17 protein-coding genes and 1 pseudogene are annotated in these 18,044 nt (G+C 71.2%); 9 read left to right on the forward strand and 9 right to left on the reverse strand.

The genetic code is table 11. The features are described 5' to 3' along the window. Positions 1–16: 16 nt before the first annotated feature. The 5 genes from GFH49_RS36655 to GFH49_RS36675 all read left to right on the forward strand — a co-directional run bounded on the left by GFH49_RS36655 (position 17) and on the right by GFH49_RS36675 (position 5,125). Positions 17–790: an MHYT domain-containing protein gene (locus GFH49_RS36655; protein WP_155060379.1), complete on the forward strand. Its 774-nt coding sequence runs from the start codon at positions 17–19 to the stop codon at positions 788–790. 234 nt (positions 791–1,024) lie between these two features. Continuing rightward, positions 1,025–3,538, forward strand: coding sequence for a sensor histidine kinase (locus GFH49_RS36660; protein WP_155060380.1), 2,514 nt, complete (start codon positions 1,025–1,027; stop codon positions 3,536–3,538). Continuing rightward, positions 3,535–3,972 (forward strand): roadblock/LC7 domain-containing protein, encoded by a 438-nt coding sequence (locus tag GFH49_RS36665; protein WP_155060381.1) that lies wholly within the window; start codon positions 3,535–3,537, stop codon positions 3,970–3,972. The genes GFH49_RS36660 and GFH49_RS36665 overlap by 4 nt, the downstream gene beginning before the upstream one ends. A 22-nt stretch (positions 3,973–3,994) precedes the next feature. Next, positions 3,995–4,405 (forward strand): DUF742 domain-containing protein, encoded by a 411-nt coding sequence (locus GFH49_RS36670; RefSeq protein ID WP_155060382.1) that lies wholly within the window; start codon positions 3,995–3,997, stop codon positions 4,403–4,405. Between the two features lie 114 nt (positions 4,406–4,519). Then, the gene (locus GFH49_RS36675) at positions 4,520–5,125 is read left to right on the forward strand and encodes a GTP-binding protein (RefSeq protein WP_155060383.1); all 606 of its coding nucleotides are present in this window, start codon (positions 4,520–4,522) and stop codon (positions 5,123–5,125) included. Between the two features lie 64 nt (positions 5,126–5,189). On the opposite strand, the pseudogene GFH49_RS40850 reads toward GFH49_RS36675, so the two are convergent. After that, positions 5,190–5,410 (reverse strand): annotated as a pseudogene (locus GFH49_RS40850) (pyridoxamine 5'-phosphate oxidase family protein); the annotation flags it as partial. A gap of 94 nt (positions 5,411–5,504) precedes the next feature. Between GFH49_RS40850 and GFH49_RS36680 the strand changes: the two are divergent. Continuing rightward, on the forward strand, positions 5,505–5,918 hold the full coding sequence (locus GFH49_RS36680) for a roadblock/LC7 domain-containing protein (RefSeq protein ID WP_155060384.1): 414 nt from the start codon (positions 5,505–5,507) through the stop codon (positions 5,916–5,918). Between the two features lie 121 nt (positions 5,919–6,039). Next, a complete protein-coding gene (locus GFH49_RS36685) occupies positions 6,040–6,933 on the forward strand; it encodes a DUF6397 family protein (RefSeq protein ID WP_155060385.1) in 894 nt (297 codons plus the stop codon). A gap of 1 nt (position 6,934) precedes the next feature. Here the strand turns inward: GFH49_RS36685 and GFH49_RS36690 are convergent, their stop codons facing one another. After that, positions 6,935–7,801, reverse strand: a complete 867-nt coding sequence (locus tag GFH49_RS36690; protein WP_155060386.1) for an acyl-CoA thioesterase — start codon at positions 7,799–7,801, stop codon at positions 6,935–6,937. 19 nt (positions 7,802–7,820) lie between these two features. Continuing rightward, complete coding sequence (locus GFH49_RS36695) at positions 7,821–10,334, reverse strand: DEAD/DEAH box helicase (protein ID WP_155060387.1); 2,514 nt, start codon at positions 10,332–10,334, stop codon at positions 7,821–7,823. A gap of 145 nt (positions 10,335–10,479) precedes the next feature. Here GFH49_RS36695 and GFH49_RS36700 point away from each other — a divergent pair, with 145 nt between their 5' ends. Continuing rightward, complete coding sequence (locus GFH49_RS36700) at positions 10,480–11,274, forward strand: metal-dependent hydrolase (protein ID WP_155060388.1); 795 nt, start codon at positions 10,480–10,482, stop codon at positions 11,272–11,274. Between the two features lie 62 nt (positions 11,275–11,336). On the opposite strand, the gene GFH49_RS36705 is transcribed toward GFH49_RS36700, so the two are convergent. The 4 genes from GFH49_RS36705 to GFH49_RS36720 all read right to left on the reverse strand — a co-directional run bounded on the left by GFH49_RS36705 (position 11,337) and on the right by GFH49_RS36720 (position 13,805). Continuing rightward, positions 11,337–11,594, reverse strand: a complete 258-nt coding sequence (locus GFH49_RS36705) for a type B 50S ribosomal protein L31 (RefSeq protein WP_155060389.1) — start codon at positions 11,592–11,594, stop codon at positions 11,337–11,339. A 48-nt stretch (positions 11,595–11,642) separates the two neighbouring features. Beyond that, positions 11,643–12,113: a DUF5709 domain-containing protein gene (locus tag GFH49_RS36710; protein ID WP_155060390.1), complete on the reverse strand. Its 471-nt coding sequence runs from the start codon at positions 12,111–12,113 to the stop codon at positions 11,643–11,645. Between the two features lie 458 nt (positions 12,114–12,571). Then, on the reverse strand, positions 12,572–13,219 hold the full coding sequence (locus tag GFH49_RS36715; RefSeq protein ID WP_155060391.1) for an anti-sigma factor: 648 nt from the start codon (positions 13,217–13,219) through the stop codon (positions 12,572–12,574). After that, entirely contained in the window at positions 13,203–13,805 is a 603-nt protein-coding gene (locus GFH49_RS36720) for a sigma-70 family RNA polymerase sigma factor (protein WP_155060392.1), read from the reverse strand. The genes GFH49_RS36715 and GFH49_RS36720 overlap by 17 nt, the downstream gene beginning before the upstream one ends. A gap of 116 nt (positions 13,806–13,921) precedes the next feature. Between GFH49_RS36720 and GFH49_RS36725 the strand changes: the two genes are divergently transcribed. Further along, positions 13,922–14,428, forward strand: a complete 507-nt coding sequence (locus tag GFH49_RS36725; RefSeq protein ID WP_155060393.1) for a COG4315 family predicted lipoprotein — start codon at positions 13,922–13,924, stop codon at positions 14,426–14,428. A gap of 19 nt (positions 14,429–14,447) precedes the next feature. Here the strand turns inward: GFH49_RS36725 and GFH49_RS36730 are convergent, their stop codons facing one another. Continuing rightward, positions 14,448–16,229 (reverse strand): ABC transporter ATP-binding protein, encoded by a 1,782-nt coding sequence (locus GFH49_RS36730; protein WP_155060394.1) that lies wholly within the window; start codon positions 16,227–16,229, stop codon positions 14,448–14,450. Then, positions 16,226–18,019, reverse strand: coding sequence for an ABC transporter transmembrane domain-containing protein (locus GFH49_RS36735; RefSeq protein ID WP_155060395.1), 1,794 nt, complete (start codon positions 18,017–18,019; stop codon positions 16,226–16,228). Before GFH49_RS36735 ends, GFH49_RS36730 begins: the two co-directional genes overlap by 4 nt. Positions 18,020–18,044 lie beyond the last annotated feature (25 nt).

Genomic DNA, 18,044 nt, shown 5'->3' on the forward strand with positions numbered 1-18,044 from the left:
CTAGCGTCCCTGGGCCATGGGACACCTGGACCACGCCGCCCTGGGCTGGCTGACACCCGCACTGTCGTACGTCATGGCCTGTATAGGCGCCGCGCTCGGACTGCGCTGCACCGTCCGAGCGCTCGGTGCCACCGGCCGGTCGCGCCGCAACTGGCTCATCACCGCCGCCTCGGCCATCGGAACCGGCATCTGGACCATGCACTTCGTGGCCATGCTCGGCTTCAGCGTCAGCGGCACCGACATCCACTACGACGTGCCGCTCACCATCCTGAGCCTCCTCGTCGCCATGGCGGTCGTCTGTACCGGCGTCTTCGCCGTCGGCTACAGCCGTGACCGCGGCCGTGCGCTGCTGATCGGCGGACTCACCACCGGCCTCGGCGTGGCAAGCATGCACTACCTGGGAATGGCGGCGTTGCGCCTGCACGGAGACGTCGGCTACGACCCGGTGCTCGTCGGACTCTCCGTGCTGATCGCCGTCGTCGCCGCCACGGCGGCCCTGTGGGCGGCCCTCAACATCAAGTCCCCGGTCGCCGTCACGATCGCCTCGCTCATCATGGGGGCGGCGGTGAGCAGCATGCACTACACCGGGATGTTCGCGGTGAGCGTGCACGTCACGCCGTCCGGCGAGGTCCTGCCCGGCGCCACGGCGATGCAGTTCATCTTCCCCCTCGCCGTCGGCCTCGGGTCCTACCTGTTCCTGACCTCGGCCTTCGTCGCCCTGTCTCCCACGACGGGCGAGCGCGAGGCATCCGCCTCGGCCCAGCGTCCGGTCGAGAGCGTCGCCCGCTGAGCGGGTCCGTCGAAATGTCGAAGTCCGGGGCGTATCGGCGCACGCCCAAAGGAGCGCGGGGGTGTGCCGATGTGCGGCTACCGCCGCGCGGGCGCGACCAGCCACGACGGGCCCGTGGCCGACGGACCGGGACCCGCAGCCGACGCACCGGACGTCCAGCGGAGCGCCTAGCGGCGGATCCGCCCCGGAGAGGTCCGGCAGGGACGCCCCGAACGACTTCCGAGCGAGGAGGCCATGCGTACACCCCGAAAAGCCCCTGAAGCCGGCGCCGCGCCGCCGCCCGTGCGCGGGCGCCGCGCCCACGCCGGACCGCCCGCGGACGAAGGGCGGGACGACCCCGTGGACACGGTGGTGGCCGACGCACCCGCGCGCGGAAGGCGATGGCGGATACGTCCGCGCACCGTACGCGCCAAGATCGTCTGCCTGCTGATGGTGTCGGTTGTCTCGCTGCTCGCCCTGTGGGCCTACGCCACCGTGAGCACCGCCCAGGACGTCTCCCGGCTGCGGCAGTTGCAGCGGGTGGACTCCGCGATCCGTGCCCCCGTCGCGGACGCCGTCGCCGCGCTCCAGGCGGAGCGCGAGGCCGCCGTGCGTCACGCCACCGATCCATCCGCCGGACAGAGCGGTGACATCGGGCGGCTCGCCGAGCGCACGGACCGGGCCGTGAAGGAACTCCGGCTCGGCGAGGACAACACCGTCGCCGACAGCGAGGCACTCCCCGCCGGAGTGGCCGCACGTCTGGAAGCGTTCGTCATGGCCGCCGAGGAACTACGCCCGCTGCGCACCGCGGTGCTTGACCGGCGCGCGGGCTGGGACGAGACGTACCGGCAGTACACCAGGACCATCGCGGCGGCCTTCACCGTGGGCGGCGCGCTCACCGGCATCCAGGACGCCGAACTCGGCTCGGACGCGCGCGTACTGCTCGAATTCTCCCGCGCGGGCGAGGCGCTGGCCCAAGAGAACGTCGTGCTGGCAGGCGCACGCCTCGCCGGTCGCCTCGACGGAGAGCGGATGCGGCGGTTCACCGGAGCCGTCGACACCCGCCGCACCCTCACCGAGTCCGCCGTCGCGGACCTGCGCGGTCCCGAACGCACCGCTTGGCGGGAACTCGCCGACGGCAGCGCCTACGCCGCCCTGGGCGCCGCCGAGGACAAGATCCTCGCGACCGGCTCGGGCGCACGGGCGATCGACGCGGCACCGGAAGCCACCTGGGATCGGGCGCACGCGCGCGTGCAGGACGCGATGCGCACGATCGAAGCGAACGCCGGACGGGGCGTCGCCGACCGGGCCGACCCGTTCACCCGAGGTCTGCTCACCCCGGCCGGTGCCGCGGTCCTGCTCGGCCTCGTTGCCGTCGCAGCGTCGCTCGTCATCTCCGTACGCATCGGCCGGGCTCTCGTGGTCGAGCTGGTGACTCTGCGCAACAGCGCCCTGGAGATCGCCCGGCGCAAGCTGCCCGAAGCCATGCGGAAGCTGCGCGCGGGCGAGGAGATCGACGTCCACGTCGAGGCGCCGCCCGGTCCGCCCGCGGAGGACGAGGCCGGTCAGGTCGCCGAGGCGCTCGCCACCGTGCACCGCGCCGCGCTGCGGGCCGCCGTGGAGCGCGCGGAGCTGGCCAGCGGCATCTCCGGTGTCTTCGTCAACCTGGCCCGCCGCAGCCAGATCCTCGTCCACCGTCAGCTCAGCCTCCTCGACAGCATGGAACGCCGCTCCGAGGACCCCAACGAACTCAGCGACCTGTTCCGGCTCGACCACCTCACCACCCGTATGCGGCGCCACGCCGAAAGCTTGATCATCCTCTCCGGGTCGGCACCCGGCCGGGCGTGGCGCATGCCGGTCTCCCTGACGAACGTGGTCCGCGCGGCGGTCTCCGAAGTCGAGGACTACGCGCGCGTGGAGGTACGACAACTCCCCGACGCCGCCGTCATCGGGGCGGCCGTGGCCGACCTCACCCACCTCCTCGCGGAGATCGTCGAGAACGCCGCCCAGTTCTCGCCCCCGCACACGCGCGTGCGGATCACCGGCGAACCCGTCGGCAACGGCTACGTCATCGAAGTCGAGGACCGGGGCCTGGGCATGGGCAAGGAGACCCTCGCCGAGGCCAACCGCCGTATCGAACAGTCCGAGGCCCTCGACCTGTTCGACAGCGACCGGCTCGGCCTCTTCGTGGTCAGCAGGCTCGCGGCCCGGCACGGCGTCAAGGTGCACCTGCGGACCTCCCCCTACGGCGGTACCACCGCGGTCGTGCTGCTGCCCACCGCCCTGCTGCACAGCGGCGCGGAGGATCGTTCCCCTGGCAAGACCGCGGAGAAGGAACGGCCCGCGGAAGGCGAGTACGCGCGCGTGCCCGGTCCCGCCCGCCATCAGGAGTCCGTGACCGGGCCCGCGGACCGCCCCGCGCTGGTGGCCCCCGTAGCCGCCGCTGTGGACACCGCGGCAGACACACCACCCCCCGGAGTCACCACCTTGCGACTGCACCGCCCGTCGGACGACTCCGAAGCCTCCGACGACCTTCCCCGCCGCGTACGGCAGGCGAACCTCGCCCCCCAACTGCGCGACGGGCGCCCAGAGGATCCGGCCCCACCGGCTACCCCGCGGGACGACGACGAGCGCACACCCGAACTCGTGCGGGACCGCATGGCGGCATACCGCGACGGCTGGGCGCGCGGCGGCGGCAGGCAGCCGGGACGCGCTGCCGCTCCCAAGACCCCGGCGGGCAGAGACAGCAGCGAAGGAGACCCTGCATGATCCAGGACCCGAGCACGAGAGCCGCCCAGCACCCGGGCGAACTCGACTGGCTGCTGGATGACTTGGTCCTGCGCGTGAGCGAGGTCAGGCACGCCGTGGTGCTGTCCAACGACGGACTGGCCGTCGGCGCGTCCACCGACCTCCGCCGTGAGGACGCCGAACACCTCGCCGCGGTCGCCTCCGGCTTCCACAGCCTGGCCAAGGGCACCGGCCGGCACTTCGGCGCGGGCGGCGTACGCCAGACCATGGTGGAGATGGACGACGGCTTCCTGTTCGTGGCCGCGGCGGGCGACGGCTCCTGCCTCGCCGTCCTGACCGCCGTCACCGCCGACATCGGGCTGGTGGCCTACGAGATGGCGCGGCTGGTCAAGCGCGTCGGCGAGCACCTCTACGCGGCACCGCGCGTCGCCGCCCGGCCGCCCGCCGCCGGATGAACCGAGAGGGCGGTCCGCGCACATGAACGATCACCTGACGGGCGCCCCGCGGGAGCAGGGCAGCCAGTGGTACGACAACGAGGCCGGACCCCTCGTCCGCCCGTACGCGATGACGGGCGGACGCACCAAACCCGGCCCCACCGGAGTGCGGTTCGACCTCATCGCACTCGTCACCCTGGACGCGGGCGCATCCGGATTCGACGACACGGCACTCGGGCCCGAACACCGCGCGCTTGTCGATCTGTGCCGAAACGAGACCCAGTCGGTCGCGGAACTCGCCGCGGGCGCCGATCTGCCCGTGGGCGTGGTGCGTGTGCTCCTGGGGGACCTGCTGGAACTCGGCTGCGTCACCGTCAGCCGCCCGGTGCCGCCGGCGCAGCTTCCCGACGAACGGATTCTGCGCGAGGTGATCGAGGGATTGCGGGCGCTGTAGATGAACGTTCGGAAATCAGCCAATAGCGGTCCAATCCCTCAAGAGAAAGCCGCAGTTGTCATGATGCTGCCTTCACACGTCGACCGTTGCCGGCACTCCCGAGAGAAGTGATCGATGGTCTCCGAGCACTCCGACGCCCAGGGCGGCGAGTCCGCCCCTCTGGCGCTGAAGATACTGGTCGCCGGCGGATTCGGCGTGGGCAAGACCACCCTGGTGGGCGCGGTCAGCGAGATCAAACCCCTGCGCACCGAGGAACTGCTCAGCGAGGTCGGCCAGTCGGTGGACGACACCGACGGCGTGGACCAGAAGGTCACCACGACCGTCGCCATGGACTTCGGGCGCATCACCATCAGGTCGGGCCTGTCCCTCTACCTCTTCGGTACACCGGGCCAGGACCGTTTCTGGTTCCTGTGGGACGAGTTGTCGCAAGGAGCCCTGGGCGCCGTCGTCCTCGCGGACACCCGGCGCCTGGAGGACTGCTTCCCCGCCGTCGACTACTTCGAGCACCGGCACATCCCGTTCGTGGTCGCCGTGAACTGCTTCGCCGGCGCACGGACGTACGGCGCACATGACGTCTCGCGCGCCCTCGACCTGGACCGGGGAACACCCGTGGTGCTCTGCGACGCCCGCGACCGCGACTCGGGCAAGGAGGTACTGATCCGACTCGTCGAGTACGCCGGGCGCATGCACACCGCCCGGCTGCTCAACTCCGTGAGCTGAGGCGGGAGTACGGCTCAGTCCGCGATGCCCTTCTGCGCCAGGACTTTGTCGGTCGTGACCCGGACCGCAGCTCCGCGAGATTCTCCGAAAGGTGAGCGCGACCGGTCTGCACCACACAGTCGAACGGCGGCCGGTCGTCGTCCACGCACAGCGCGGCACGCCCGTCACGGGGCAGATCGGCGTCACATGCGGGCTCCCGGCTGCCCGGACGGTCGACAGCCTGTCGGTGTGGGTGGCGCACGAGACGAACGCCCGCCATTCGTCATCGGTCATCTTCTGTGCCACGCCCCCGTCCTCCTTGCCCCGATGCCCCGTCGTCCGGAAGGGTGGCCGGCAGATCCTCCAGCCAGGGGGAGACACCTTACGGGGAGACCGGACCATGGCGCAGAAGCAGGGACTTGACTGGCTGCTGGACGATCTGACCGAGCGCGTCGAACAGGTGCGGCACGCATTGGTCCTGTCCAACGACGGGCTGGTCACGGGAGCGAGTACGGGCTTACGACGGGAGGATGCGGAACATCTCGCCGCTGTCTCGTCCGGGCTGCACAGTCTGGCCAAGGGCTCCGGACGCCACTTCGGCGCGGGCAGAGTGCGCCAGACCATGGTGGAGTTCGACGACGCGGTCCTGTTCGTCACGGCTGCCGGCAGCGGCAGCTGTCTGTGCGTCCTCAGCGGCGCGGAGGCGGACATCGGTCAGATCGCCTACGAGATGACCCTGCTCGTCAATCGTGTCGGTGAGCACCTCGGCGTGGATACACGCCAGCCCGAGCGCTCTCCAGCTCCAGACGCTTGACCTGCGTGTTTCCCATCTTCTGCGGAGTTATCCACAGGCTCGCCACGAGATCCGCCGGACCGGCTACGGTTTTTTCACGGCGATCGCACTCGGCGTGAGCCGCTGACTCCACGGGGGAGACATGTCCGGCGACACCATCACCAAACCGCACCGACTTTCCTGGGCGCCGAGCCGCGCCGCACGCGAACTCGGGTTGAAGCGGCGCGAGTTCGACCTCGCCGTGCACCTCGGGCGCATCCGGACCGTGCCCGACGAAGGAGGCGGTGGCCGTCGCGTGGCCCAGGAGGAGATCGAGCGGCTGCGCGCCGAAGAGGGTTTCCCGGAAGGGCTGTCCAGCGCTGTCAAGGCGGTAGGGGCTACGGAAGGCGCCCGCATCATGGAGGTGACCGCAGGCAGGTTCACCCGCCTCGCACGGCTCGGCCTGATGGCCCCGGTCTCGTTCTACATCAACCGCTACCGAGCGATTGTCTGGCTCTATCTGGCCGAAGAACTACGTCAGTTCGCGACCGACGAGAAGAACACCCGGCTGTTGAACGGCCGAACACCCGAAGGACTTCGCGACCAGCTGGACGCCGGCCTGGACCTACGGCCCCGCAACTGGCGCGGTCGTCACCTGGGCTTCCTCCTGCGGCAGGCCGACGACCCCTGGCAGCACGCCGGTGCCGTGGCCGCCCTGCTCGACCCGGTACAGATCGCGGAGATCGTCACAGACCCTTATGAGCGGGCCCATCTGAACAGGTTCCGGCCCGCCCCGCCCGCTCACGGCGCCCCCGGCTCGCCCGCGGCGCACCTCGCCGAGCGGATCATGACGGCGGACGACGCCGACGAAATCAGCTGGCTCCGGGCGGACCTGACCCAGGCGCTGGACGAGGCACGCAGGCACCGCCCCGCACCACGACCGACGGCGAAGCAGCCGGAACCCCCTGCCACCCCGCACCGCACTCCCGCCCGTACCCAGGAGCCCAGGCGATCACGAGCAGGGCTGGTGGGCTGGCTGCGCCGCAGAGGAGAGTGACCTACAGCGCCCGGAACAGCCCCTCCTGGACGACGGAGACGAGCAGCCGTCCCTCCATGTCGTAGATGCGCCCGCGGGCAAGGCCCCGTCCGCCCGCCGCGATCGGCGACTCCTGGTCGTACAGGAACCACTCGTCCGCGCGGAACGGCCGATGGAACCACATGGCGTGGTCCAGCGATGCCATGTCGAAGCTCCGTGGGCCCCACAGGGGTTCGACCGGGATCCGGACGGCGTCCAGGAGGGTCATGTCGCTGGCGTAGGTCAGCGCGCAGGTGTGCACGAGCGGATCGTCGCCCAGCGGCCCCACCGCGCGCATCCACACGGCGCTGCGCGGCTCGGCGTCCTTGACCTCCTCGGCGGTCCAGCGCAGCCGGTCCACATAGCGGATGTCGAAGGGCTGGCGCCGGGCCATGCGCTCCAACTGCTCCGGCAGCGCGCCCAGATGCTCCCGGATCTCCTGCGACACCGTCGGCAGGGACTCCGGGTCCGGGACCTTGCGAGCCGGTGGCAGCTGGTGTTCGAAGGGACCTTCCTCAGGCATGTGAAAGGAGGCGGTGAGATTGAAGATCGTGCGGCCCTGCTGCACCGCGGTGACCCGGCGGGTGGTGAACGACCGGCCGTCCCGGACCCGCTCGACCTGGTACACGATCGGCACGCCCGGTCGGCCCGGGCGCAGGAAGTACGCGTGCAGCGAGTGCACCGGGCGTTCGCCGTCCGTGGTGCGCCCGGCGGCGACCAGTGCCTGGCCCGCGACCTGGCCACCGAAGACCCGTTGCAGGGACTCCTGCGGGCTGCGGCCCCGGAAGATGTTGACCTCGATCTGCTCAAGGTCGAGCAGGTCGACGAGTCTCTCGGCCGGATTCGTCATGGGTGAAATTCTCCTGTGCTCACAGCTGGCCGACGTCGGTGACGCGGACCACCGCACGCCCTTCCGCGTCGGAGGCGGCAAGATCGATCTCCGCGCTGATGCCCCAGTCGTGATCGTCATTCGGGTCGTCGAAGATCTGGCGCACACGCCACAGGCCGTTCCGCGGCTCCTCCTCGATGACCAGCAGTTTGGGGCCGCGGGCGTCGGGACCGGTGCCGAGGTCGTCGTACTCGTCCCAGTACTTGTCCATCGCCTCGCCCCAGGCGTCCGCGTCCCAGCCGGACTCGGCGTCCATCTCGCCCAGCTCCTCGACCTGGTCGAGGGCGGCCAGCTCGACGCGGCGGAACAGGGCGTTGCGGACCAGGACCCGGAAGGCGCGCGCGTTCGCCGTCACCGGCTTGACCTCGTCGGCCTTCTCCTGGGCCTCCTCGGCGGTCATCTCCTCCGGGTTGGCGAGTTGCTCCCACTCGTCCAGCAGGCTGGAGTCGACCTGGCGCACCATTTCGCCGAGCCACTCGATCAGGTCCTGAAGGTCCTCGGACTTGAGGTCGTCGGGGATGTTGTGGTCGAGCGCCTTGTAGGCGCCGGCGAGGTAGCGCAGGACGATGCCCTCGGTGCGGGCCAGCTCGTAGAAGGAGACCAATTCCGTGAAGGACAGGGCCCGTTCGTACATGTCGCGGATGACGGACTTCGGCGACAGCGGGTGGTCGCCCACCCAGGGGTGGCTCTTGCGGTAGGTGTTGTAGGCGTGGAAGAGCAGCTCTTCCAGGGGCTTCGGGTACGAGATGTCCTGGAGCCGCTCCATCCGCTCCTCGTACTCGACGCCGTCCGCCTTCATCGCGGCCACGGCCTCGCCGCGCGCCTTGTTCTGCTGGGCGGCGAGGATCTGCCGCGGGTCGTCCAGAGTCGACTCGACGACCGACACCATGTCCAGGGCGTACGACGGCGATTCGGGGTCCAGCAGCTCGAACGCGGCCAGGGCGAACGTGGACAGCGGCTGGTTGAGCGCAAAGTCCTGCTGGAGATCGACGGTGAGGCGCACGATGCGGCCCGAGGCATCAGGCTCGTCGAGCTTCTCGACGATGCCGCCGTCCAGCAGCGAACGGTAGATGGCGATCGCCCGCCGGATGTGCCTGAGCTGCTGCTTGCGCGGCTCGTGGTTGTCCTCCAGGAGGTGCCGCATCGCCTCGAAGGCATTGCCGGGGCGAGCGATCACCGACAGCAGCATCGTGTGTGTCACACGGAAACGCGAGGCCAGCGGCTCCGGATCGGAGGCGATGAGCTTCTCGAAGGTGTTCTCCGTCCACCCGACGAAACCCTCGGGCGCCTTCTTGCGGACCACCTTGCGGCGCTTCTTCGGGTCGTCACCCGCTTTGGACAGCGCCTTCTCGTTCTCGATGACGTGCTCGGGTGCCTGCGCCACGACGAAACCCGCCGTGTCGAAGCCCGCGCGCCCGGCCCGCCCCGCGATCTGGTGGAACTCACGGGCGCGCAGCGTGCGCACGCGGTTGCCGTCGTACTTGGTGAGCGCCGTGAACAGCACCGTGCGGATGGGGACGTTGACGCCCACGCCGAGCGTGTCCGTGCCGCAGATGACCTTCAGCAGACCGGCCTGGGCGAGCTTCTCCACCAGGCGCCGGTACTTGGGCAGCATGCCGGCGTGATGGACACCGATGCCGTGCCGGACGTAGCGGGAGAGGTTGCGGCCGAACTTGGTGGTGAAGCGGAAGTTTCCGATCAGTTCGGCGATCTGGTCCTTCTCCTCGCGCGAGCACATGTTGATGCTCATCAGCGCCTGCGCCCGCTCCACGGCCTGGGCCTGGGTGAAGTGCACGATGTAGACCGGCGCCTGCTTGGTGTCCAGCAGTTCGGTCAGTGTCTCCGTGAGCGGGGTGAGGCGGTACTCGTAGGAGAGGGGGACGGGGCGGGTCGCCGAGCGGACCACGGCGGTCGGGCGGCCGGTGCGCCGGGTGAGGTCCTTCTCGAACATCGAGACGTCGCCGAGCGTGGCCGACATCAGGACGAACTGCGCCTGCGGCAGTTCGAGGATCGGGATCTGCCAGGCCCAGCCCCGGTCGCCCTCCGCGTAGAAGTGGAACTCGTCCATCACGACCTGGCCGACGTCGGCCTGCTTGCCGTCGCGCAGGGCGATCGACGCGAGCACCTCGGCGGTGCAGCAGATCACGGGGGCGTCGGCATTGACGGACGCGTCGCCGGTGAGCATGCCGACGTTCTCGGTGCCGAAGAGCTTGCACAGCTCGAAGAACTTCTCCGAGACGAGCGCCTTGATCGGGGCGGTGTAGAAAGTGACCTCGTCACGGGCGAGTGCCGCGAAGTGCGCACCCGCCGCGATCATGCTCTTGCCGGAGCCGGTGGGCGTCGACACGATCACGTTCGCACCGGAGACCACCTCGATCAGCGCCTCCTCCTGGTGGGGGTAGAGGGTGAGGCCGCGCTCCTGGGCCCACGACTCGAAGGCCTCGTAGAGAGCGTCGGGGTCGGCGGTCTGCGGCAGCTGATCGATGAGGGTCACGCACCCATCTTGCCCGCCCTCCTGCCCGATGGGGGAATCGGATGCAGGCCAGAAGATCGCGAACGCTACGCTGTCTCGCCGACGGAGCGTCAGCGCGCCCGGTCAACTGGACAGCGGTATACGAGGAATGGGGCGGGTAACGGCGATGATGGGACCAGCGCACTCACTGTCGGGAGCCGCGGCCTGGCTCGGCGTCGGAGCGGCCGCGGCCGCGACTGGGCACACGATGCCGTGGCCGGTGCTTCTGGTGGGCGCCCTGATCTGTGCCGGTGCCGCGCTCGCCCCGGACCTCGATCACAAGTCGGCCACCATCTCGCGGGCCTTCGGACCGCTCTCGCGCGGGCTGTGCGAGATCGTCGACAAGCTGTCGTACGCCGTCTACAAGGCGACGAAGAAGCAGGGCGACCCGCGCCGCTCCGGCGGGCACCGAACGCTCACGCACACCTGGCTGTGGGCGGTCCTGATCGGCGCGGGTGCCTCGGTCCTGGCGATCACCGGGGGGCGCTGGGCGGTGCTGGGAATTCTGTTCGCGCACATAGTCCTGGCCATCGAGGGCCTGCTGTGGCGGGCGACGCGGGGATCCAGCGCCGATGTCCTGGTGTGGCTGCTGGCGGCTACCAGCGCGTGGATCCTCGCGGGCGTCCTGGACGAGCCGGGCAACGGCGCCGGCTGGCTGTTCACGGAGCCCGGCCAGGAGTACCTGTGGCTGGGCCTGCCGATCCTGCTGGGGGCGCTGGTGCACGACATCGGGGACGCACTGACGGTCTCCGGCTGCCCGATACTCTGGCCGATACCGGTGGGCCGCAAGCGCTGGTACCCCATCGGCCCGCCGAAGGCCATGCGGTTCCGTGCGGGCAGCTGGGTCGAGCTGAGGGTGCTGATGCCGGCCTTCATGCTGCTCGGGGGCGTGGGCTGCGCGGCGGCGCTCAACGTCATCTGAGCCCATCGGCACCAGGCTGGGGCACCGGGTTGCCGGCGGCCCAGCCCACCCGCCCCGTGCTGTCAGCCGCTCTGCCCGGTGCTGCCGTACCGCTTCTCGAACCGGGCGACGCGGCCCTCGGTGTCCACGGTCCGTGCCTTGCCGGTGTAGAAGGGGTGGCTCTCGGAGGAGATCTCCACGTCCACGACCGGGTAGGTCTCGCCGTCGTCCCACTCGATGCTCTGCTCGCTCGTGGCGGTGGACCGGGTCAGGAAGGCGTAGCCGGCGGCGCGGTCACGGAAGACGACCGGGTGGTAGTCGGGGTGCTGGTCCTGCTGCATGGCGGCTCCTTGTACGGCGCCGGGATCGTCGGCGCGGGGGACGACAGGTCAGCCGGAGAGGGTCTCCTCGTCGACGATGTGCATCGCGGCCTCCTCGGCCGAGGCCGCGGCGCCGTCGATGCCGACGTCCGTGGCGACCATGGCGCTCTCCTCGTCCTCGTGCGCCCCTTCGTCGGGGGCGACGAGACGGCCGGAGCGGACAGCGCCGACCTCGTTGTCCCAGAGTTCCCCATCGGTTCCTTGGCTGTCGCCGATACCGTCCCCGTCGGGCGCGGTGAGATCCGGCAACTCCTCGGCGAGCCGTTGGTCCAGCGTCTCGCCGCGCCGGCGCTCGGCGGCCGTCACGTCGGAGCGCTCCACCGCCCACGGTCTCTCCGGAGGGGACCAGCCCCGGTCGAGGGGGTCGTCGACACCGTCGTCGACCAGGGTGTCCTCCGCGTCCAGCAACCCCGCGTCGTCCTGGACCTCGGATCCGTCGGGCTGGTAGACGTCGTCTCCCCATCCGTCGACGCTGTTCACGGGTACCTCCAGGTGATGGGGACGGGCCCGTTCCGACCGCGGTCGGTGGCGGGCGGCCGGGGCACGGGGCGCGGCCGCACTCGATCGGAACCGAGCGGTTCCCGGACGCACTCCGCGAGCCGGTACCGATATCCAGCCTTCCACCCCCTTTCGGGCCCGCGCAACGGCACAGGTGAGAGAGGGCAGGTTCGGCAGGGCCAGGCTTGGGCGCGACGCCGTCCGGGCTGCCGGAATCGGCTTGGACGCCACGCAGCCCGGCCCGCCGCCGGATCGGTCTGCACGCCACCCCGCCCGACCCTCCTGATCGGCCCGTACGTCACTGGGCCTCGGCCGAGCACCCTGGGATCCGCTCGGCCGAGCATCCCGGGATCCGCCTCCGTCGAGCCCCCCGGTATCCCCCTCGGCCGAACACCCCGGCATCCACCCCCGCCGAGCACCCGGGAGGGGACAGCCAGGGCTCAGTCGTCCAGATCAGCCGACGACCAGACGCGGTCGTCGTCGGTGACGAGTTCGACCCGATCGACGGCCGCCGCGTCCCCGTACGCGATCCAGGTGGCCCGGCCGGAGGACGGCATCCACCACTCGCCGGCGTCGCGGGTGGAGCCGTCGGTGAGGAGGAATCGGCATGTGTAGTGGGTGCCGGGAGGGCCGTCCGTGATCTGCATGACGACCACGCGCTCGGCACCGAGGCGGCTCGGCTCCACAGTGCCGACCGCGCTCCCGGCACCGGTGACCAGCAGGGCTCCGCGGTCGCTCGCGGCCACCTGGGCAGGCCCCGGGTCGCGGTCGAGCAGCGTCGTGCCCGCCGCGCCCAGGCAGAGACCGGCAGCGGCGGCAGCGGCGACCAGCAACGGCACTCGATAGGAGCGGCGGGCGGCGGTCCGGGGGCGCAGGTCCAGACGGTCGAGGACTTGGGCGTCGAACCCGGACGGGGCCGCGACCGCGGGCGCCGCGGGCAGCACGGAGTCGACGGCCGCCGAGACGTCGTCGTACGCCGCACGGCAGGTCGGGCAGGTGGTGAGGTGGCGCAGGAGCTGCGCCTGCTCGCCGGGGAGCGTGCCGAGGGCCAGAGCGATGAGCTCGTCCTCGTCAGGGTGTGGTGCCATCGGGGCTTCCCTCCTTCAGCGAGTCGCGCAGCCTCCTCAGACCGGTGCGGATGCGGGTCTTGGCGGTGCCGAGCGGGATGTCCTCGTGCCGGGCCACTTCGGCGGCCGTACAGCCGCCGAGCACGGCGAGTGCCACCGCGCGGGCCTGCTCGACCGGCAGGGAGCGCAGGCGCCGTACGGCGCGCTCGCCCTCCAGCGCGGCCAGCGCAGGCCGTGCCGTGCCGTCGGCCTCGGCGTCGTCCCGGAGAGTCACGGCGAGCAGCCGCTCCAGGGTGTCGGCCAGGACGGGGGTGGAGCGGCGGGCCCGGACCGCGTCGATGGCGGCGTTGCGCGTGATGGTGAGCAGCCAGGTGAGGGCCGACGCACGCCGGGCGTCGTAGTCGCCGGCCGCGCGCCAGGCCCGTACGAACACCTCCTGGCTCACGTCCTCGGCCAGGCCGGGATCACGGGTCACCGACAGTGCGAGGCCGTACACCGCGTCCTGGAAGCGGCGGACGAAGGCGACCGCCGCCTGCTCGTCACCGAGCGCGAAGCCGGCGACGAGTGAGGCGTCGTCGACCCGGTCGGCACGCGGGAACAGCTCCACACCCTCTATCTACGCATGTGCGCGCCGAAGGGATTGCGCCCCATGCCGACTCGGGCGTCCGCAATCCCCCCGCGCCCCTCGCCCGTACAACCACCGTCAGAAGGGACGGAGAGATCATGAGGCGAAGCAGGATCACCGTCGCCGGGTTCGCGCTGGCGGCGGCACTGGCGCTGGCCGGCTGCGGAGGGGGAGGCGGCGGGGACGGCGGCGGCGCGTCCGCGGCCAGGGACGCCTCCACCGTCAGGACGAGCGACTCGCCGTTGGGTGACATCCTCGTCGACGGCGGCGGGCGCACGCTGTACCTCTTCACCGAGGACGGCGAGAACACCAACTCGATGGAGTGCGACGCGGCTTGCCTGGAGCTGTGGCCGCCCATGGAAGGCAAGCCGGAGGCGGGCGCCGGCGCCGACGCCGGTCTCATCGGCACCACGAAGGGCGACGGCGAGGCGCAGGCGACGTACGCCGGGCATCCGCTGTACTACTACGCCCCGGACCGCAACGAGGGTGATCTGAAGGGCCAGGGCATCGACGGGGTCTGGTACGTGCTCGACGCCGAGGGCAGAGCCGTCACCGATGCCGTCCCGTCGCCGGATGACGACGGCACCGGCGGTTACGGGTACTGAACCGAGTGGACCTGGTGGCTCACCCGTGCCATGACCGCCACAGTGCCGCGTACGCCCCCTCCGCCGCGACCAGTTCGTCATGGCTGCCCAGCTCGCTGATCCGGCCGTTCTCGACGACGGCGATGACGTCGGCGTCGTGGGCGGTGTGCAGCCGGTGGGCGATGGCGACGACGGTGCGGCCGTCGAGGACCCGGCCCAGGGACCGTTCCAGATGGCGTGCCGCACGTGGGTCGAGCAGGGAGGTGGCCTCGTCGAGGACGAGTGTGTGCGGGTCGGCCAGCACCAGGCGGGCCAGCGCGATCTGCTGGGCCTGGGCCGGCGTGAGCGCCGCTCCGCCCGAGCCCACCTCGGTGTCCAGGCCGTCGTCGAGCCCTCGCGCCCAGCCGTCCGCGTCGACCGCGCCCAGCGCTGCCCACAGCTCGGCGTCTTCGGCGTCCGTCCTGGCGAGCAGGAGGTTGTCCCGCAGGGAGCCGACGAACACGTGGTGCTCCTGGTTGACCAGTGCCACATGGGAGCGGACCGCCTCGGCGGGCATCCGGGACAGTTCGGCGCCGCCGAGGGTGATGTGGCCGTCCCGGGGCGCGTAGATGCCGGCGAGCAGCCTGCCCAAGGTGGACTTGCCCGCGCCCGACGGGCCGACCAGAGCCAGCCGGGTGCCGGGGGCGACGTCGAGGGAGACCTTCCGCAGGACGTCCACGCCTTCGAGGTAGCCGAAGTGGACCCGGTCCGCCCGCACGTCGCGCCCGTCGGGTGACACCTCTGCGTCACCGGCGTCCGGTTCGATCTCCCGGACCCCGACCAGCCGGGCCAGCGACACCTCGGCCACCTGCAGCTCGTCGTACCAGCGCAGGATCAGCCCCACCGGGTCGACCAGCATCTGCGCGATCAGCGCACCCGTCGTCAGCTGGCCGACGTCGAGCCAGCCCCGCAGTACGAACACGCCGCCCACCATCAGGACGGAGCTGAGCACCATCACATGGGTGACGCCGATGACCGGGAACAGCACCGAGCGCAGCCACAGTGTGTAGCGCTCCCAGGCCGTCCACTCCTTGATCCTCCGGTCCGACAGCTCGATACGGCGGTCACCGAGGCGGTGGGCTTCGACGGTGCGCCCGGCGTCCACGGTCTCGGCGAGCGCGGCGGCCACGGACGCGTACCCGGCGGCCTCCGACCGGTAGGCGGAGGGCGCCCGCTTGAAGTACCAGCGGCAGCCGACCACCAGCAGCGGCACGGCGAGCAGGACCGCGGCGGCGAGCGGCGGGGCCGTGACGACGAGTCCGCCGAGCAGCAGCGCCGCCCACACGACGCCGATCGCCAGCTGCGGTACGGCCTCACGCATCGCGTTGGCCAGCCGGTCGATGTCCGTCGTGATCCGGGACAGCAGGTCGCCGGTCCCCGCACGTTCCAGGACGCCCGGCGGCAGCCCGACCGACCGCACGAGGAAGTCCTCGCGCAGATCGGCCAGCATCCGCTCCCCGAGCATCGCGCCCCGCAGCCGAACCTGTCGTACGAACACGGCCTGGACGACGAGCGCGACCATGAACAGCGAGACGGTGAGCTCCAGATGAAGCTCGCGCGCCTCCTCCGACACCCGCTCCACGAGCCCGCCCAGCAGATACGGGCCCGCCATCGAGGCGATCACGGCGACCGTGTTGACGCCGATGAGGAGCAGGAAGGCACGGCGGTGCCGGCGGAAGAGTTCGGCCACATAGGCGCGGACGGTCGCGGTGGCGCCGACGGGCAGGGTGTTCGCCGTCGTCGGTGCCGCCGGGTCGTAGGCCGGTGGCGCCACGCCGATCATGCTGTCTCCTCGATCTCTTCCAGTTCTTCCCATACGTCTACGTCGTTCAGGGCCGCCTCGTCGTCGGTCTCGCGGGTGACGACGGCCCGGTACCGGGGCTCCTTCACCAGGAGGTCGCGGTGCACGCCCACCGCCGCGACCTCGCCCTCATGCACCAGCACGACCCGCTCCGCGCGGTCCAGAAGCAGCGGCGAGGAGGTGAACACGACGGTCGTGCGCCCCTGCCGCAACTCCCGCACGCCGGTTGCGATCCGTGCCTCGGTGTGCGAGTCGACGGCTGACGTCGGTTCGTCCAGGACGAGCACTTCGGGGTCCGTCAGCAGTGACCGGGCCAGCGCCAGCCGCTGCCGCTGGCCGCCGGACAGGGAACGCCCGCGCTCGGTGATCCGGGCGTCCAGCGGGTCCTCCGCATCGAGCGAACCCTGGACGAGCGCGGTCAGGACGTCCTCGCACTGCGCCGCCGCCAGTGCCCGCTCGGCAGCCACATCACCGGACGCGGGCACGTCGAGCAGTTCGCGCAGCGAACCCGACAGCAGCACCGGATCCTTGTCCTGGACGAGGACGGCCGTCCGTGCGGAGCCGAGCGGGAGTTCGTCCAGCGGCACACCGCCCAGCAGGACCGACGTACTCTCCTCCGCGGGGTGCCCGCCCAGCCGTTCCGCCAGCCGCCCGGCCGCGTCGGGGTCGCCGCACACCACCGCGGTGAACCGGCCGGCGGGAGCCAGCAGACCGGTCGCCGGGTCGTACAGATCCCCGGACGGCACCTCGGCGGCACGCGATCCGCCCGTGTCCGTGGCACGCTCCAGCGACAGCACACGCGCGGCACGCCGGGCCGACGGACGCGAGAAGGAGTACGCCATCGCGATCTCCTCGAAGTGCCGCAGGGGGTAGGTCAGGACCATGACCGAGCTGTAGACGGTGACCAGTTCGCCGACGGTGATCCGGCCCTGGCGGGCGAGATGCACGCCGTACCAGACCACCGTGATCAGCAGCAGCCCCGGCAGCAGCACCTGGATCGCGGAGATCAGGGACCACATCCGGGCGCTGCGCACGGCCGCGCGGCGCACTTCCTGGGAGGCGCTGCGGTAGCGGTCGAGGAACAGTTCCTCGCCGCCGATGCCGCGCAGGACGCGCAGTCCGGCCACGGTGTCCGAGGCCAGTTCGGTGGCACGCCCCGCCTTCTCACGCTGGATGTCCGCCCGCCGGGTCGCGCGGGGGAGCAGCGGCAGCACGGCGATCGCCAGGACGGGCAGACCCGCGGCGACGACCACCCCCAGTGCGGGCTGGTACACGACCAGGGCGACGCAGACCAGTACGACGGTGACCGCGGCCGCGGTGAACCGGGACACGGCCTCCACGAACCAGCCGATCTTCTCGACGTCACCCGTGGAGACGGCCACGACCTCACCTGCCGCGACGCGCCGGGTCAGCGCCGAGCCCAGCACCGCTGCCTTGCGGGCGAGCAGTTGCTGAACGCGGGCGGCGGCGGTGATCCAGTTGGTGACCGCCGTGCGGTGCAGGAAGGTGTCGCCGAGCGCGATACCGGCACCGGCCAGTGCCAGCAGGCCGCCCGCGAGGGCCAGCCGGCTGCCTGAGCGGTCGACGACTGCCTGGATGGCGAGGCCGACACAGAACGGCAGCGCGGAGACGGACACGAAGTGCAGCAGGCCCCAGGCCAGCGACTTCAACTGCCCACCCAGCTGATTCCGGAAGAGCCACCGCAGGAAACGGGGGCCCGAGCGTGCGTCCGGCACACCGGGGTCGGGATACGGAAGGCCTTGAATCTGCATGACGTCCCAGTGGCTCGTGACAGGT

Origin of the sequence: Streptomyces blattellae (genome assembly GCF_009709555.1) — a bacterium.
In the GTDB taxonomy this organism is placed as follows: domain Bacteria; phylum Actinomycetota; class Actinomycetes; order Streptomycetales; family Streptomycetaceae; genus Streptomyces; species Streptomyces blattellae.

What these genes read in the sequence shown, in the direction of transcription:
- GFH49_RS36685 (WP_155060385.1), top strand. Translation starts at nt 6,040, where the DNA reads ATGTCCGGCGACACCATCACCAAACCGCACCGACTTTCCTGGGCGCCG.
- GFH49_RS36715 (WP_155060391.1), bottom strand. Translation starts at nt 13,219, where the DNA reads ATGGCACCACACCCTGACGAGGACGAGCTCATCGCTCTGGCCCTCGGC.
- GFH49_RS36665 (WP_155060381.1), top strand. Translation starts at nt 3,535, where the DNA reads ATGATCCAGGACCCGAGCACGAGAGCCGCCCAGCACCCGGGCGAACTC.
- GFH49_RS36675 (WP_155060383.1), top strand. Translation starts at nt 4,520, where the DNA reads ATGGTCTCCGAGCACTCCGACGCCCAGGGCGGCGAGTCCGCCCCTCTG.
- GFH49_RS36700 (WP_155060388.1), top strand. Translation starts at nt 10,480, where the DNA reads ATGATGGGACCAGCGCACTCACTGTCGGGAGCCGCGGCCTGGCTCGGC.
- GFH49_RS36735 (WP_155060395.1), bottom strand. Translation starts at nt 18,019, where the DNA reads ATGCAGATTCAAGGCCTTCCGTATCCCGACCCCGGTGTGCCGGACGCA.
- GFH49_RS36655 (WP_155060379.1), top strand. Translation starts at nt 17, where the DNA reads ATGGGACACCTGGACCACGCCGCCCTGGGCTGGCTGACACCCGCACTG.
- GFH49_RS36680 (WP_155060384.1), top strand. Translation starts at nt 5,505, where the DNA reads ATGGCGCAGAAGCAGGGACTTGACTGGCTGCTGGACGATCTGACCGAG.
- GFH49_RS36690 (WP_155060386.1), bottom strand. Translation starts at nt 7,801, where the DNA reads ATGACGAATCCGGCCGAGAGACTCGTCGACCTGCTCGACCTTGAGCAG.
- GFH49_RS36670 (WP_155060382.1), top strand. Translation starts at nt 3,995, where the DNA reads ATGAACGATCACCTGACGGGCGCCCCGCGGGAGCAGGGCAGCCAGTGG.
- GFH49_RS36705 (WP_155060389.1), bottom strand. Translation starts at nt 11,594, where the DNA reads ATGCAGCAGGACCAGCACCCCGACTACCACCCGGTCGTCTTCCGTGAC.
- GFH49_RS36725 (WP_155060393.1), top strand. Translation starts at nt 13,922, where the DNA reads ATGAGGCGAAGCAGGATCACCGTCGCCGGGTTCGCGCTGGCGGCGGCA.
- GFH49_RS36660 (WP_155060380.1), top strand. Translation starts at nt 1,025, where the DNA reads ATGCGTACACCCCGAAAAGCCCCTGAAGCCGGCGCCGCGCCGCCGCCC.
- GFH49_RS36730 (WP_155060394.1), bottom strand. Translation starts at nt 16,229, where the DNA reads ATGATCGGCGTGGCGCCACCGGCCTACGACCCGGCGGCACCGACGACG.